General features: G+C 55.5%; 13 protein-coding genes and 1 tRNA gene. 11 read left to right on the forward strand and 3 right to left on the reverse strand.

Features of this window, described 5'->3' with window-relative positions:
• The first annotated feature begins 68 nt into the window (after window positions 1–68).
• From BST95_RS01325 to BST95_RS01340, 5 genes are all read left to right on the forward strand, one after another.
• The gene (locus tag BST95_RS01325; RefSeq protein WP_084197829.1) at window positions 69–506 is read left to right on the forward strand and encodes a nuclear transport factor 2 family protein; all 438 of its coding nucleotides are present in this window, start codon (window positions 69–71) and stop codon (window positions 504–506) included.
• A 338-nt stretch (window positions 507–844) separates the two neighbouring features.
• On the forward strand, window positions 845–1,006 hold the full coding sequence (locus tag BST95_RS19520; protein WP_157114437.1) for an alpha/beta hydrolase domain-containing protein: 162 nt from the start codon (window positions 845–847) through the stop codon (window positions 1,004–1,006).
• A gap of 51 nt (window positions 1,007–1,057) precedes the next feature.
• A complete protein-coding gene (locus BST95_RS01330) occupies window positions 1,058–1,369 on the forward strand; it encodes a hypothetical protein (protein WP_084197830.1) in 312 nt (103 codons plus the stop codon).
• Between the two features lie 62 nt (window positions 1,370–1,431).
• Window positions 1,432–2,493 carry an NAD(P)H-dependent amine dehydrogenase family protein gene (locus BST95_RS01335; protein ID WP_084197831.1) on the forward strand — a complete coding sequence of 354 codons (1,062 nt, stop codon included), beginning with the start codon at window positions 1,432–1,434 and terminating at the stop codon, window positions 2,491–2,493.
• 46 nt (window positions 2,494–2,539) lie between these two features.
• Complete coding sequence (locus BST95_RS01340; protein WP_084197832.1) at window positions 2,540–3,619, forward strand: NAD(P)H-dependent amine dehydrogenase family protein; 1,080 nt, start codon at window positions 2,540–2,542, stop codon at window positions 3,617–3,619.
• On the opposite strand, the gene BST95_RS01345 is transcribed toward BST95_RS01340, so the two are convergent.
• On the reverse strand, window positions 3,620–4,903 hold the full coding sequence (locus tag BST95_RS01345) for a serine hydrolase domain-containing protein (protein WP_084197833.1): 1,284 nt from the start codon (window positions 4,901–4,903) through the stop codon (window positions 3,620–3,622). It abuts the gene before it with no gap.
• 143 nt (window positions 4,904–5,046) lie between these two features.
• On the opposite strand from BST95_RS01345, the gene BST95_RS01350 reads away from it, so the two are divergent.
• From BST95_RS01350 to dbpA, 4 genes are all read left to right on the forward strand, one after another.
• Window positions 5,047–5,123, forward strand: a tRNA-Ile gene (locus BST95_RS01350).
• Between the two features lie 126 nt (window positions 5,124–5,249).
• Window positions 5,250–5,792: a hypothetical protein gene (locus BST95_RS01355; protein WP_084197834.1), complete on the forward strand. Its 543-nt coding sequence runs from the start codon at window positions 5,250–5,252 to the stop codon at window positions 5,790–5,792.
• A gap of 85 nt (window positions 5,793–5,877) precedes the next feature.
• Window positions 5,878–6,348 carry an acyl-CoA thioesterase gene (locus BST95_RS01360; protein ID WP_169843816.1) on the forward strand — a complete coding sequence of 157 codons (471 nt, stop codon included), beginning with the start codon at window positions 5,878–5,880 and terminating at the stop codon, window positions 6,346–6,348.
• Between the two features lie 55 nt (window positions 6,349–6,403).
• On the forward strand, window positions 6,404–7,813 hold the full coding sequence (gene dbpA, locus BST95_RS01365; protein ID WP_084197836.1) for an ATP-dependent RNA helicase DbpA: 1,410 nt from the start codon (window positions 6,404–6,406) through the stop codon (window positions 7,811–7,813).
• Between the two features lie 671 nt (window positions 7,814–8,484).
• Here the strand turns inward: dbpA and BST95_RS01370 are convergent.
• A complete protein-coding gene (locus BST95_RS01370; protein WP_084197837.1) occupies window positions 8,485–9,669 on the reverse strand; it encodes a pentapeptide repeat-containing protein in 1,185 nt (394 codons plus the stop codon).
• Between the two features lie 644 nt (window positions 9,670–10,313).
• Window positions 10,314–11,303 carry a phospholipase A gene (locus BST95_RS01375; RefSeq protein ID WP_084197838.1) on the reverse strand — a complete coding sequence of 330 codons (990 nt, stop codon included), beginning with the start codon at window positions 11,301–11,303 and terminating at the stop codon, window positions 10,314–10,316.
• Between the two features lie 735 nt (window positions 11,304–12,038).
• Here BST95_RS01375 and BST95_RS21225 point away from each other — a divergent pair.
• Window positions 12,039–12,188 carry a transposase gene (locus BST95_RS21225; protein ID WP_169843817.1) on the forward strand — a complete coding sequence of 50 codons (150 nt, stop codon included), beginning with the start codon at window positions 12,039–12,041 and terminating at the stop codon, window positions 12,186–12,188.
• A gap of 534 nt (window positions 12,189–12,722) precedes the next feature.
• Window positions 12,723–15,176, forward strand: a complete 2,454-nt coding sequence (locus tag BST95_RS01390) for a TonB-dependent receptor (protein ID WP_084197841.1) — start codon at window positions 12,723–12,725, stop codon at window positions 15,174–15,176.
• Window positions 15,177–15,219: the final 43 nt, after the last annotated feature.

The following is a 15,219-nucleotide window of genomic DNA, read 5'->3' on the forward strand; positions in this document are numbered from 1 at the left end:
ACATTGACGCGCTGCGGTGAACCTGCGCTAATAAGCCCTGCGACCCGCCATCCCACAGGATAGAAATAATGTCGGAAAATAATAAAGCGCTGGCACTGAAGATGTGGCGCGCCCTGGCCGAGCACGACTGGGACACTCTCAAGAGCTGCCTGCATCCAGACATTCACTACCGCGATATGCCCAGTGACGACCCAGGTGCTCACGGCCCGGAAAATGTTGTTCGCCGGCTCTCCATCGCCTGGGATCATATCGAGCGACAGGAACAGATCACCCACCATATTGCTGCCGATGGCGATGTAGTTTTTCTCGACCACACCGAGAAGTGGATCTTCAAAACTGGTGAAACAGCCGAGCACACCTTCGCCACGATGCACGAGATACGCAACGGCCTGATTTATCGCTGGAGCGATTACTGGGACATGAACAAATTTATCAGCCAGTTTCCGGGTTGGTTCCTGGAGGTCATGGCCAGCCACACTGCGGCCGATTTTGGTGGCGAGTCCTAGATAACGCCATAACATATCAGTGCCGTGTGGGTATCAGGTCTACTATTCGCTCGAAGCAGTCATTGAGAGACCTAGGAAAAGACCATCATGGACGCACGCAGATTTCGCTCTATCCAGGCCGGCATCACCGCCAGGGCAATCGCCTCTGCAACACTGACCAAGGCGCGGGGCTGGTGAAAGAGTGACTATCCCTGACGCAAGACGCTGATACTCGGCGGCACTGGCTACATCGGCCCCACATGGCGCGCGAGGCACTGCGTAATCTGGAACTGTGGATATGCGACGGTACACCAGCGCCGGAGGCAGAGTGAATTGCATCGCTAGATGACCACTCGGCTTTGCTGTTTGATGATGTAGGCAATGTGCTGGGCAGGGTGCACTCGCCCTATTTCGACACGCCACTGGCGCGCATGTCGGGTAAAGCCAATATTAGCGACCCTGGTTGTGGCCTCTCCGGCACCACCACCCTGTTCGACCCGGCCACCATGGCCACGCTCTAAACCGACCGACAAGTCAACATCAATGCGGTCGATGTCGCTACCGACGAAGCTGTGGCGTCACGTTTTCTGCTCGGGGAGGATTGGGCGCGTATTCGCGCTGCGGCTGGACTACAGCGGGATGCCCTTAGCAACTGGTTCGGCTGGCTGGTCAGCGCGAGGCTTATCCCAGCCGCCCGTGCTCCACCCAGCACAGCAGACTACACCGAGATCGCGCTGCAAGCCTTTGCGATCTGCAAGGTTGCAGACGGACGCATAGTCGCGTTAGACGAATATCAGGATCCCGCCCAGATCGGCGCTGCGCTCAGCGCGGTAGTCCAGCATGTCATCCCACCGCTAAGAATCGCGCACTCCCTTGCACTCTAACAGTCCAGCGATATACCAACGCCGTATAAGCTCTGTACGTTGCATAAAAATAAGGAGCTACCATGCCGTTAAGCGTCGTTACCTGGGGTACTGGCAATGTAGGCAAATACGCCCTGCGCGCCGTTATCAACCACCCTGAACTCGAACTCGTGGGCCACATCGTCAGCAGCGATGCCAAGGCCGGCAAGGATGCCGCCGAACTCGCCGGGCTGGACACGCCAACCGGCATCCTCGCCTCAAACGATATTGACGCCATGCTCGCGCTCAAACCCGACTGCGTGTGCTACACCGCCCACTCGGAAACCCGCATGCTGGAGGCCGCCAAGGACCAGGCCCGCTGCCTGCAACAGGGCATTAACGTGGTGGCCAGCTCTCTGTTCATGCTGCAACAGCCTGACAGTCCCGATGTGGGCTTCCTGGCCGAACCCATCAAGGCCGCCTGTGAAGCAGGCCAGAGCACCTGTTTTAACAACGGCATCGACCCCGGCTTTGCCAACGACACGATGCCGCTGGTATTCACCGGCCTGTCCGAATACTGGACTCACGTGCGCATGCAGGAAATCATCAACTATTCGACCTACGAGCAGGAAGAAACGATTCGTGAGGTGATGGGCTTCGGCTACCCCGTGGATCACAAGTGCATGCTATTCGAACCCGGCGCCCTGTCCCTGGGCTGGGGCGGCGCGGTGCGTTCGGTGGCAGCCGGGCTGGGGGTCGAACTGGAACGGGTGTACGAGGTACACGAGCGCCTGCCGCTGGAATCTGACACTGAAAATGCTATGGGTATTTTCAAGGCCGGCACCACCGGGGCCATGCGCTTTGAAGTGCGCGGCGTGATCGATGGCAAAGACGCCATCGTCTTGGAACACATTACCCGCATCACCGATAACATCGCGCCTGAATGGCCCATGGGAAAGGGCTATCGCGTCATTATCGAGGGCGAACCGCGCATGGAAATCAGCATGGATATGGAAGATCAACACGGTGATCATGCCGTGGCCGGTGTTATCCAGACTGCCACCGCCATCGTCAATGCCATTCCGGCCGTGGTGAACCACGCCCCCGGCATGGTCGCGGCCTTTGATCTGCCCAAAATTTCCGGCAAGGGTTTATACCGCGGCTAAGCCGCAGCCAGTAACACCAACAATAATCACAACAGGAGTTCGGAGCATGACGTATAAAGTGGTGCAGTGGGCAACCGGCAATCTCGGCAGGCCCGCCATTGAGGGCATTGTGTCCCACCCGGAACTGGAACTGGCGGGGGTATGGGTGCACAGCGACAGCAAGGTTGGCCAGGATGCTGGCGCGCTGGCTGATCGCCCCGACCTGGTGACCGGCGTTAAAGCCACCAACGATATCGATGCCCTGATCGGGCTTGCGCCAGACTGTATTCTCTACAGCCCGCTGGTCCCCATCGAAAGCGAGATCCTCGCGTTTCTCCAGGCGGGTATTAACGTGGTGACGCCACTGGGCTGGTTTTATCCCCGCGACCTGAAAACAGCCGCCATCGACGCCGCCTGTGAGCAGGGCCAGAGCACGCTACATGGCACTGGCATTCACCCCGGCGGCGTGACTGAAAAATGGCCGCTGGTGATGTCCTCGTTCTCACGCGATGTGACCTATGTCAGCTGCGAAGAGTATTCAGACTGTCGCACCTACGGCGCACCCGATGTGCTACACGACATTATGCTGTTCGGCAGAACACCCGAGGACGCCGCCAACAGTCCCATGTTGCAATTGCTGGGCTCAGGCTTCGGCCAGTCAGTGCACATGATCGCAGACGCCATGGGCTTTACTCTGGATGGCCCACTGCGCGCCAGTCACGATTTCGCCCTCGCCACCGCCCCCATCGACACTCCCATGGGTGCGATACAGCCTGACCACGTGGCCGCCCAGCGCTTTCGCTGGGAGGGCCTGCGCAACGGCGAGCCGGTGGTGAAGGCTGAGGTGAACTGGTACATGGGCACCGACAATATCGAAACCGATTGGTTTGAGGCGGACAAAATCGCAGCCAGCGGTGAGTGCTTTGCTATGCGGGTAGAGGGTGATCCGCCAGTGTACATACAGACGCACGGCGTACACCCCACCCGGGACATGGACTGGAGCGAAGTCCACCGGCGCAACCCCGGCATGGTGGCCACGGCCATGCACTGTGTGAACAGCATCCCCTTCGTATGCCGCGCCGAACCCGGGATCAAGACCTACCTGGACCTCCCCCTCATCCACGGTAAAGCCAAAGTGGTGGACTGATCAGAGCCCGGCAAAGGCAATAGCCTGAGCCACGTACAGGGCAAAGGGAACTTCGTTGCCGGGGGAGGGCTCGGTCTGGGACAGGAATACCCCCACCAGCCCGGTTTCCGGGCTGACGAAGAAATGGGTACCGAAGTACCCCGCCCACCAGAAGTCACCCGTGCGATCGGGTGTCACGCTCGCTTCGTCATCAGCCACCACCGCAAACCCCAGGCCCCAGCCAATGCCTTCAATTCCCTCATTAGCCATCACCCCACCAGGGACATGCAGGGCCTGTATCTGTGCGAGCGTGTCGGGCTGCAGCACCTGCACGCCCTGGTAAGTGCCATCATTCCACAGCATCAGGGCGAACCGCAGATAGTCCCCTGCCGTAGACACCAACCCGCTGCCGCCCTCGGGGAAATCAGCATCAATGGTAGAACCAAAATCGATCAGTTCTCCCGAGGCATCGTGACGATACACAGTGGCCAGGCCACTGCGATCCGCCATATTGACCAGGTAGCGCGTGTGCCCCATGCCCAGTGGTTCAAACACATTTGCCTGTAAATAGGCATCGATACGCTGCCCGGATACAACCTCCACGACCGCGGCCAGGGCATCCGCCGACCAGCCATAGCGCCAACGGGTGCCCGGCTCTTCAAACAAGGGCAATGAGGCCATGGCCGAAATGCGTCCCTGCAATGTGCCGGCGCCCTCTTCGCGGGGGCTGTTGGCCTGCCAGTGTTGCCAGAGTTCGGTTTCTTCATCCCGCCCGGGGCCGATACCCGAAGCAAACATCAACAGGTGGCGGACCAGCACCGGCTGAGCAGGCCGGGTATCAAAGTCACCCTGTGCATTGCGGGCCTGACTTACCGCGACCTGACTGTCAGCAAAAGCAGGTATATATTTTGCGACAGGATCATCCAGATCCATGCGCCCCTGCTCGACCAGCTGCATAGCGGCCACGGCGATCACGGGCTTGGTCATCGAGGCGAAGCGCATAGGGGTGGTGAGCATCATCGGCCGTTCGCTGGCGATATCGGCCCAGCCGTAGGCATTGGCGTGAATTGGCACACCGTCGCGGGCAAACATCAGCACATAGCCGGCGCGGTTGCCGCGCCAGACATCCTGGCGCAGATAGGCATCCATGGCGGCCCGGCTCCACCAGCTGAGGTTCTCGACCTCACCTGGATTCTCCTGCGCCGCTGGCACCCCGGGATCCAGGGTTTTGCCACTACACCCCATAAGAGAAAACAGAACCACCCAACCCGCCACTAAGGACAGAACACCTGAACGTCGTTGCATTGGAACCGACCCACGTTTGTTATTATCAGTGTGGTCAATTCTGCCCGGAATGGCAGTAAGTGCAAGCTACACGTCGGGACAGCGCGTGACTCGGGGGTGGGCGAGCGACCGATTCTTCCTTATAATCCCCGCTCCCTCGCAAAGGGCCTATAGCTCAGTTGGTTAGAGCATCCGACTCATAATCGGCAGGTCGAAGGTTCAAGTCCTTCTAGGCCCACCATTTCTTATAGATTATCAAAGACTTATAGAGTCTTTCACCCACCGACTGCCTGCGAGGGGAAGGGTGGCAACGAGTAGCCCATGGTCGGAGGCCTCCCCGATATCCAAGAGGCCCGCTGTACCGCTCATGCTAACCGCAAGTAAACTCGAAAAAATCATCGAACTCGAACAAAACCTTCGCGCTGAATACCAGGACAAACTGGATGCGCTCACCGCCGAGGCCGAACGCTATAGAGCGGCATTGGCTGATCAGCAGGAGCAGCTGCAGACGACCATCGACCAGCAACTGGAAAGCATTAAGCAGCTTACCGCCAGCGCGGTAGCCAATGAGAAAGTGGAGCAGCAGAACCGCGAACTGAGTAACCGCAGCCAGAATTTGCAGGACGAGGTGACTACACTGAAGCAGCGAATCAAAAATCTGCAGAAAGACCTGGCTGAAGAACGCCAGCAGGTGAAGACCCTGGCCCAGTTTGATCCCGCCCGAATGAAGAAGAACCTGGACGCGAACAAGAAAAAACTGGCTGAGAAGACCAAAGCCAATGAACTGCTCGAAAAGTCGCTCAAGGAAGCTCGCGGCGCGAACGCCGAGCAAAACCAAAAGTTGAAGGAAGTCAGGAATGAGCTGGCGCAGTTGAAGGCGAGCCTGGGGACGGAGGATGAGGCGGCGTAAAGCGGGCTCTGGCCCACCCCGCTGGTTGCGTATTGCAGGGGCGGCAACTGCGAACGCAATCAACGCACGGAATGATGAGGTTCCGATGAAGCAACAGGACGAAAACGTACAGCGGAAGCACATCGATCTTCCCGAAAGCTTTATTTTCTCGACCGAGTACGAGGTTCTCTACTCGGATGTGAACTCCGCCAATCACCTCGGTGCAGATCGAGTGCTCCCCATCGCCATGGAGGCCCAACTGCGCTTTATCAAGCGCCTGGGCTACACAGACGCCATGGCGTTCGAAGATGCAGGGCTGATCATGGCGCACTCTGAAGTACAGTATTTGTCGGAAGCCAAGTACGGAGAGAAATTGCTGATTGAACTCACACCCAGCAACCTGGGCCGAAAGAGTTTTAATCTGGTGTATCGTATCCAGAATCTGACTCAGGACCGCGAGCTGGCCCGGGTAGTCACAACACTACTTTTCTTTGATTATCAGGCCAGCTGCGTCATCGAGGTACCCGAAACCTTCAGAGATCGGATAGCGAAGGTTCAGGCCTCGAATCGCTGTTAACGCACCACATTTCCGGCAACAGACTTGGCCATAGGCTCCAGGACACTTTAATCAGATGAACAGCTCCTTCTCAGAGCTACCGCTACCACCTGCCCAGTTGGAGAATCTCGAGCAAATCGGCTATCGCGAGATGACGCCGATCCAGGCTGCTTCACTTCCGCTCACCCTGGCGGGCCAGGATTTGATCGCCCAGGCCAAAACCGGCAGCGGTAAAACCGCCTCTTTTGCCCTGCCACTGCTCTGCAAGCTGAACCCCCGGGATTTTGGCGCACAAGCCCTGGTGCTGTGCCCAACCCGTGAACTGGCCACCCAGGTTGCAACAGAGATCAGGCGACTGGCGCGCTATCAGGCCAATATCAAGGTGGTCACCCTGTGTGGCGGCCAGTCCATCGGCCCACAAATTGGCTCACTTGAACACGGTGGCCACATAATCGTGGGCACTCCCGGGCGAATTAAAGATCACCTGCGTAAACAGACATTGGACCTATCCCGCGTCAACACACTGGTACTGGATGAGGCGGACAGGATGCTCGAGATGGGCTTTGCAGAGGACATCGGCGACATCATCAGCACCACACCAACATCGCGGCAAACCCTGCTATTCTCTGCCACCTACCCGGACGATATCAGGCGATTGAGCCACCGCTACCAGTCAGACGACGTCCAGATGATAAAGGTGGCGCCTCAGGCCGAGGACCAGCAGATCGAGCAACTGTTCTACATCTGCCAGCCTGCCGCCAGGCGAGAGGCCCTACTGCAGATTATTGCCCAACACCAGCCCGACAGGGCAGTGGTGTTCTGCAACACCAAAGCGAGCGTGCGGGAAGTAACCCAAGCTCTCAGCGACGCCCACGATGACGCCCTGGCCCTGCACGGCGACCTCGATCAACGCGAACGCGACCAGGTGCTGGTGCAATTCAAGCACAACAGCGTGCGCCTGCTGGTGGCGACGGACGTAGCTGCCCGCGGCCTGGACATCGACGACCTCCCCGCAGTGATCAACTACGACCTCCCCAGGGAAACCGAGCAATACGTGCACCGCATCGGCCGTACCGGCAGAGCAGGCAAGTCCGGCCTGGCCCTGAGCCTGTTCACAGACAAAGAGCGCTATCGCCTGGATGCGATCGGCCAATACCTTGATCGCGAAGTGGAATTCGAAGCCGTCGAGACGCTGCGCCCCACAGCGGCCAGTCTGCCACCGCCCACCTTCGTGACCCTGGCCATTGCCGGCGGACGCAAAAATAAGGTACGTCCGGGAGACATACTCGGTGCGTTGACCCGAGAAGGCGGTATCGAAGGGAATGCAGTGGGCAAAATAGACGTGCTGGAGCACGTGGCTTATGTCGCCATCGAGCGGTCGCAGTCCAAGCTCGCCCTGAAGCAGTTGTCCAACGGCAAGATCAAGGGCCGCAAATTCAAAGTGCGGAAACTATCGCTCAACCGCAACCGCGATCAGAGGGGCTGACCAGCTTCAGCCCGTCACTAGATCGGTTAGCGGCTCCGACTCATAATCAGCAGGCCGAAGGTTCAAGTCCTTCTGGGCCCACCATTTCTCATCGATTTTCAAAGACTTATAGAGTCTTTCACCCACCGACTGCCGCAAGGGGAAGGGTGGCAACGAGTAGCAGAAAACTAAACTAAGTCGTGCTCATGCCCAACCAAGCATACAGGGCCGCCTTCCCATCCGGAGCGCACAACCAGACCAGCGGCGCACAAAGCGAGTATTCAGTATCGATATTGCAGTTTGTGGTCGCTGCAGTAGATCTGACAGAGTTATCACGTGAAGCGAAGGTCAGTACATCATCGATAGGTTTCTTGCTCATCTTGAGAGAAAGGAGCAGAACGCCACTGCACTGCCACACGTGGCAACACCGGCCAAAAACGTCGACTTAGGCATAACTACTTTTCGCAGGAAGCAAATCCACGAACCCAAGTCAGCAAGGACGCTAATGAAAATCTCGTGGTACGAGTTGTTGCCTATTCTCGTTTGGGAATGAACGGATATGAATAGCATGCCCAAGGCAGTGAACAGGATTTTTGGATCAACAAGGGGACACTTCCCCTGATAAGCTGGCTCAGTCGACGAAATCAACGAGGGGGTCTAATCTCAAAATAACATGCCCACTCAGTGGAGCCCTACCCCTCGGTCACTACGCTGCCGTCTGGTCTGATCGCTCCAATGGCGTATGCTTGATTCAAGGTGTTGTCATCGATAACAGCACCTCGGAGATCAGCCCCTGATAAATAGGTGTTGTTATCCATCAGTGCGCCGGTTAAGTTTGCACCCTGCAAATTGGCGCCCGACAAATTGGCGCCTTTCATATTGCAGAAAAGGAACGAGCCCTTTTCCAAATCAGATGAAGATAGATTAGCCTTCGCCAAAGTGGCAAATGACATGTCTACTTTCGGCGCATAGACACCCACCAATAATGCTTTATCTAATCTGGCTTTCGTAAAGTTCGCGCCAACTAGCGATGATTCCGTTAGGTCTGCCTTACTGAGATTTGAATCACTCAGGTCAGCACCATCTAATGACATATCCATCAGGCCTGCTTCTGACAGCTCCATTCTGTTCATGGCGCATTTCTTTTGATTCAGACGCTCCATCGCAATCTGTCTCGCCCGTGATATCTTCACGCCGTTGGAACTGTCAATCGTTTTCCAGCATTCAAGCAGTCCGGCCTTTACTGCGTCGTTATTGCCGCGAAGCATCGTCAGCACTAACAGCACCAAGGAGCACGCGCTGAGTAACCTGGTCCAATCCGGAACCCCATAAATCGCGGCAATCTGCAATACCACCGCCGAAAACACCAACCAATATACTAATAACGCTGGCACCTCCAAAGAGTATAGCCAGCCTAAAGCACTGATTTTTTGTGGTTTCTTTGCGGAATCGCTTGTGCTTGGGTTTTGCGCTTGCGCTCTCGCCGCACCCGCCTGCATGATTTTAGCAGCGTTGCTATAAACTTCTGACCAGGCTACGGCATAGTCATCCGTCCATAGCTCACCTAGCTGCTCCTCAAGGGTCTGAAGCAGAGTTTGGCCCACTATAGAATAATGTGACTCCAGCACACCATAAGACAAATGTCGCTGCCCCAGTGGCCCCAGCATATTCTGCAATTTATCAGGGTCATGCAAAGCCGCAACCATGGCGGTTAAAGCAGCAAGCAGTTTATTGGCCATTTTTGTCATCGAGGTGTTCGCAAAGAGTGGCATCAGATGCGGCGATTGCTCTGAAATTCTTTGATAGAAGAGCTCTGCAAACCTCTGTCCATCGGGCAGTTTCGCGAAGCTCTCCTCAACCAACTTAATCGTATTCATTCTTAAGAGTAACCTTTATTAAACCGACTAAATAATGGGTCAGTATAAGTGAATAAATACCCGATTCATTCTGAGCACCACAGTCTGTCCACCAATCGTTGGAAGTAACCAGAGCGGCTCGAATTTACTCAAGCGACTGATACTTCTTATATTCTCCGCCAAGGCTCACAGTCACACTGTGTTTGACTTCAACGGTTCTGTGCGACCTGGAAGATAGCAAAAGAGCCAGCTTTCGCCGATATGGGCAGCGGGACAGGCGCTACCACTCAGCACCTGGCGCAGGCCTTGAACGCATCGATCACCGCAGAGAATGTACTGCCTTTCCAGTCCAGGAGGCCGCACCTAATCTGGCTCGAGGGCACTGTATCTAATAGGGTTTTCGCGAACGACACCACGGCGGAGCGCCCGTTCCTGAGCCCGGGACCGTACCCGCTGTGTCGGGGGCACCCAGAGCCACGCCAACCCCGCAGCAGAATTGCGCACGCTCTGGGAGCAGGCCTATCCCGAGGTAGACACCGCCAGCAAGGAGCTTCGAGGCTGGAGGCGCAGGCAATTATCGAACCGGATCGCGCCGAGATCGTCCTCCGCGCCAGGCAAAACCGGGACTTAAGCCACAGATATATATCGCCCGCAATGTATTGTGGTTACAGTAAATCCGTCATGGTCACACCGATGCCGATGCGATTGGTGGATTCGTCATAGTCGATCAGGCTTTCGCCATAACCATTAAAATACTGCACATATCCTCGAAAACGATCGCTGCTCCCGAGCGGGAACGTCCAGTCAAGCTGGATGGCGCCCTTGTTTTCGCTATTCAGGTTGTTGCGCAGGGTAAAGCCGAGCTCTTGCCGACCTAGCTGCCACACACCGTTCAGGTCACCGTAGCCCATGTAGCGATAAATACGGGGATTGTCGTCGTCTTCCTCACTCTCTGGGAGTCGATACCAGGCGCGGGCGATCAGGGCAAAGTTTTCGCGTTCAAAGGTCGCACTGCCTATCACCCGGTTCCAACTGCGTGAGAGCAGGTCGCCGCGTCCATTAGACTGGTGGGTCAGGCTGAGTCCGAGCATGGTATTGCGGAAACCCAGCACTTTAAAGTCGTTCGAGCGGGTGAGCATCACCTCGGGCTGATAATTGGTTTCCCTGAACGGCGCAGATTCATCGGAGTTGTATACCTGCCACCAGTTTTCCTGTGTATAGGCAGCCCACAGATCGGTGCCCTCGCCGAAAATATCCCGCCATAACATCGCCTTGAAGCTGATCTGAAACTTCGCCTCAATCTTATCCATCTCGGCGTCCGGGAAGATATCGGTCCAGGCTTCCTCGTTCGGTGTGCTGTTGTAGGTGACGGGCAACAGATAATTGCGCTTGTGAGGAATAATGGCCCAGATCTGGTCGACGAGTTCCTCCTCCTTTTCCAGGCGCGCGGTGAGTGGGCCTGTGTGTTCCTCGCGCTCTTCAGCGGCGACCGGCTCGACCGAGAACTGCGCCGCATTCCGGGCCAGCTTGTCGTAACAGGCGAGTCGCTGCGTGTCGGCAGTGATCGTGGCACAGTCTGCCAGGCTGGCCGCTTGCGAAGGCGCAGCGAAGAAAAAGGCACCTAGCGATAGTACAACGCGAATTAAACGCATCATCGGGGACGATCTCTTTCAGTCAAGGGGATGTGGGCATGATAGCGCCAGCGAACGCACGTATACAGCCGCAAAAGTCACGTTGTTTGCCCCCCACCAGTGTTCGTGTGCGGCACCAGGACTTGCCCTGTGGACTGACGAGCAACGTTAGGGGAATCGAAAACGGTCCTAGCAACAGGCTGAATAGCGCCCATAGACCGCTGCTCCCGCCTCGACCTGATGCGGTGTTCCAGGCGATACCACCGCAGACCACCCACATAGCGACAAACGCATAGGCTGTCATAACTTCATGCCGGCAAGCGGCGATCTGAGTTCCAGATCCACCAAGTAGCCACCTACCATGATTGTGCAGGCAGTCAAATTGACATCACCATTTTGTAGCATGCCATTGTCGAATCGATATATGAGATCAACGTTGCCCGCGATCATACCCTCGTCGAAGGTCCGCTGGGCATCGCAAAACTGTTGATTGACCTCCTCGTACGCCTGCCACTCGGCCGCTCGGATTCGCTCTCAACTTGAATATTCACTGTCACATCCAGGTCCTGGAGGGCATCTATGTTTATCGCTACAACAGGCCGTCCCGATTTCAACGCGTCAAGCCACCGGACAAAGGCGAGCTGGGAGAGTTGGCTCAACTGATCAGCCAGCGCGTTGGCCGCTGCCTCGAACGCCAAGACTTGCTAGAACAGGAACCCGTGAGCGCTTCGCTACCAGCCTGAGTCTGGACTGGAGCGAGTGGCCAAGGCCCAAGGCGTCTCTGTGCACGCCGAGGTCAGCTGTAAGGGATATCAGAAAGACGGGCCTGAGCGCCTGTGTCGATACATTTCCCGACTCGCCGTGGCAGCTCACCGGCTTTCATTGAGTTCCACGGGCAAAGTGATCTAGACCCTGAAGAGACCGCACCGGGATGGAGCGAGCGAGGTGGCCTTCGAACCAATGGATTTCTTTGCCCGTCTGACTACCCTGGAACCCAAAGCATGCGTCAACCTCACTCGTTACCAAGGCGTCCTGGCGCCAAGAAAGCGATATTGTGCACTAGTCACAGCAGCTAGGCGCGGAAAAGGTATCAAGTACATCGCCAACGAAGAAATTTGCACGACCGGCAAGAGTCATGCACCAATATGGCGCAGCGCGAGTTCAATATCGGCTTCATCTAAAGTGCCTATCCACAGCGCAGCGCTATTTTTTGATGTCATTCTGTGGCTTTCGCATAACTTTTCGTCACTGGCGCAAACATTGCATACTTTAATCTAATTCATAAGAGGGGGTACTCTTAAGGTATTGCCTTACCGCCTCCCCATGATCTCGAGGAAAATATCACCCAAAAGCGATGGATACCATTTATCGGCCGTCTTTGACGGCGATTAACCGCAGAGAATGCGAGATCACCCGTACTCTAACGAGAGGAGAACCAACAAAATGCCTGCTGGAATCAGGAAACGTAGAAATCCCCTTGCACACGCTGTAGCGATGGCATCTGCACCAGCTATTGCGATGTCCACACCTCATACCTTCGCGCAAGACTCTAGCGGAGCCATGCTCGAAGAAGTAGTTGTTACCGCATCTCGCCGTAGTGAATCAGTCCAAGATATCCCGATCAATATTTCGGCGGTCACCGGCGAAAAAATCAACGAGCTGCGTTTGTTTGGGATCAACGAGATCTCTAGATATGTACCTGGTTTGCAAGTGATAGACCGTGGCCCAAGAGACGAAGTGCCAGATATTCTCGTGCGAGGATTGAACACCACAGGACTGGGACCAGGATTTTCTTCAAATACAGTGGCTACATACTTCGGAGACATACCCGTAGCCTTCGATGTAAAGCCTGTCGACCTTGAGCGCGTGGAGGTGCTCATCGGGCCGCAGGGAACCCTCTATGGTCAAGGCACCATGGGCGGCGCCATCCGATACCTACCACAGCGCGCTGATTCAGAGGAGTTCAGTCTCGACGTTCGTGGGGTCATTAGTCAAAGTGGCGAGGCCGATGATTTCCTTAATGACGCCGGTTTCACAGTCAACCTCCCGATCATCAAGGGTCAATTGGCGCTCCGAGCAAATGTTGACCGCCTGGACGACCCAGGCTTCATCGACTATTCATTCGTAGTTCGGGAGTCTGGGGCTTCCGATCCAGAACCAGACTTTGATAACCCTGATGAAGTAGAGGCGAACCTTCGAAACGCTGAAGACGTCAATTTCGAAGAAACCTTATCCATCCGGGTCAATCTTCGCTGGACTCCAAACGATTGGCTGGATGCTAGCCTGTGGTATCTCAACCAGGATACCGAAAGCGGTGGCAGACAAATATCCCACGAGTTGGCCTTTGGGACGAGTTTCTATGAGTCAGGACTTCGCTACTTAGAGCCAAACGATTATGAAAACGAGCTCATCAGCGTTGATGTGAAGGCCGATCTTGGTTTCGCAGAGGCAGTTTTCGTGTACGGCGAAACTGACTTTGACGAACTGGGACAGCGTGATCAAACGGACCTGCTGCTCAATTTCGAGTATGGATATGAGGCTTTCCCACAGTTTTCATCTTTCACCAGAGAAGTTGTGGAACAGGAAACCGACACGCTTGAAATTCGCTTAGTTTCGCAGCATGACGGACCAATATCCTGGGTAGCTGGCTATTTCCAGAACGAACTGGAAGCGTTTAATGAGTCTCGCGAGTTCACGCCAGGCTTTGACCAGTTTGCCGTTGAAAACTTTGGCGGTGTTCAACTGCGCCCCGATAGCCTCGAATATATCTCTCGTGGTTTTAACAGCGAAAAAGAAACCGCATTCTACGGTGAGATCTCTTACAGAATGTTGGACGAACGCCTTGAATTTACGGTTGGTTATCGGGCGTACGAGTTCGAGGTGGACAACACCAGTGGTTTTGGTCTGCCACTGTTCGAAACAGTATTCCTAGGCGAACCGCAGGATTCTATAAATATCGATTTAGGTACCAACGTGGGGGACGACGATGGAGATCTGATAAAGCTCAACGCCTCGTTTGACATCGACGAAGACAACATGATCTATGCGACTTATTCTGAGGGATATCGGAATGGCGGCGTCAATGCGGTGCCTGCCTGCACCGATGAGCAGATCAATAGTGGTACACAGCAACTCTGTGCTCTCCCCGACGAAGTTTTTGTAGACCCTGATCAGATCGACAACTATGAGCTCGGTTACAAGGGCTATTTACTTGAAGGAGCCATGTCTATCCAGGCCGCCCTGTTCTATATCGACTGGACTGACCTACAGGTCGGCACGGTCACCGATTTCGGTAGCCTGCCAATCACAGGCAATGGCTCTGCCGCCGAGAGTAAGGGCTTGGAGTTCCAGGGATCCTGGGCGCTGACCTCAAAGCTGCAAGCAACGTTGACGTATGCATATACGAACGCGGAGTTAGTCGAGGACGCGCCGGGCCTGGTAGGCAATTTTACAGCACTTAGCGGGGCACGCCTGCCAGGACACGCAGAGCATCAAGGCACTTTCAATATTTTCTACAGCACGAGTCTCGGGGAAATGGATCTAGACATTAACTACGGCTTTGTATACTCCAGCGATGTATTGAATGTCACAGGCGGTGGCGACGATCCCCTAGTTGATAGCGATGGAAACCCCGGGGATTTTGGTGGCGAAGCTATACCCTCTTACGACGTGCATCACTTCTCGGCGACGCTCAGCAAAGACAGTTGGACGTTGCAGGCTTTTGTGGACAATCTTCTTGATGAGGAGTACGTAACTGGTACCCGAACAACGAGAAGGTTCTTACAGGACGAGCGGACGGGGCCGGGAAACAATATCGGTGGATTTACGCTGAGATCATATGGAAACTTCGTGGGAGCTCCGCGTACTATCGGTTTGCGCGCCACCTACGGCTTTTGACGTCTCCTGCGACGTCGTCAGCAATGACGGCGTCTTTGTCTAA

The sequence above is a fragment of the Halioglobus japonicus genome (assembly GCF_001983995.1).
GTDB classification, from domain to species: domain Bacteria; phylum Pseudomonadota; class Gammaproteobacteria; order Pseudomonadales; family Halieaceae; genus Halioglobus; species Halioglobus japonicus.

Excerpts from the sequence above, each read along its gene's own strand:
- BST95_RS01335 (WP_084197831.1), top strand. The coding sequence starts at position 1,432 with ATGCCGTTAAGCGTCGTTACCTGGGGTACTGGCAATGTAGGCAAATAC.
- BST95_RS01325 (WP_084197829.1), top strand. The coding sequence starts at position 69 with ATGTCGGAAAATAATAAAGCGCTGGCACTGAAGATGTGGCGCGCCCTG.
- BST95_RS01340 (WP_084197832.1), top strand. The coding sequence starts at position 2,540 with ATGACGTATAAAGTGGTGCAGTGGGCAACCGGCAATCTCGGCAGGCCC.
- BST95_RS01375 (WP_084197838.1), bottom strand. The coding sequence starts at position 11,303 with ATGATGCGTTTAATTCGCGTTGTACTATCGCTAGGTGCCTTTTTCTTC.
- BST95_RS01345 (WP_084197833.1), bottom strand. The coding sequence starts at position 4,903 with ATGCAACGACGTTCAGGTGTTCTGTCCTTAGTGGCGGGTTGGGTGGTT.
- BST95_RS01360 (WP_169843816.1), top strand. The coding sequence starts at position 5,878 with ATGAAGCAACAGGACGAAAACGTACAGCGGAAGCACATCGATCTTCCC.
- BST95_RS01370 (WP_084197837.1), bottom strand. The coding sequence starts at position 9,669 with ATGAATACGATTAAGTTGGTTGAGGAGAGCTTCGCGAAACTGCCCGAT.
- BST95_RS01355 (WP_084197834.1), top strand. The coding sequence starts at position 5,250 with ATGCTAACCGCAAGTAAACTCGAAAAAATCATCGAACTCGAACAAAAC.
- BST95_RS01390 (WP_084197841.1), top strand. The coding sequence starts at position 12,723 with ATGCCTGCTGGAATCAGGAAACGTAGAAATCCCCTTGCACACGCTGTA.
- dbpA (WP_084197836.1), top strand. The coding sequence starts at position 6,404 with ATGAACAGCTCCTTCTCAGAGCTACCGCTACCACCTGCCCAGTTGGAG.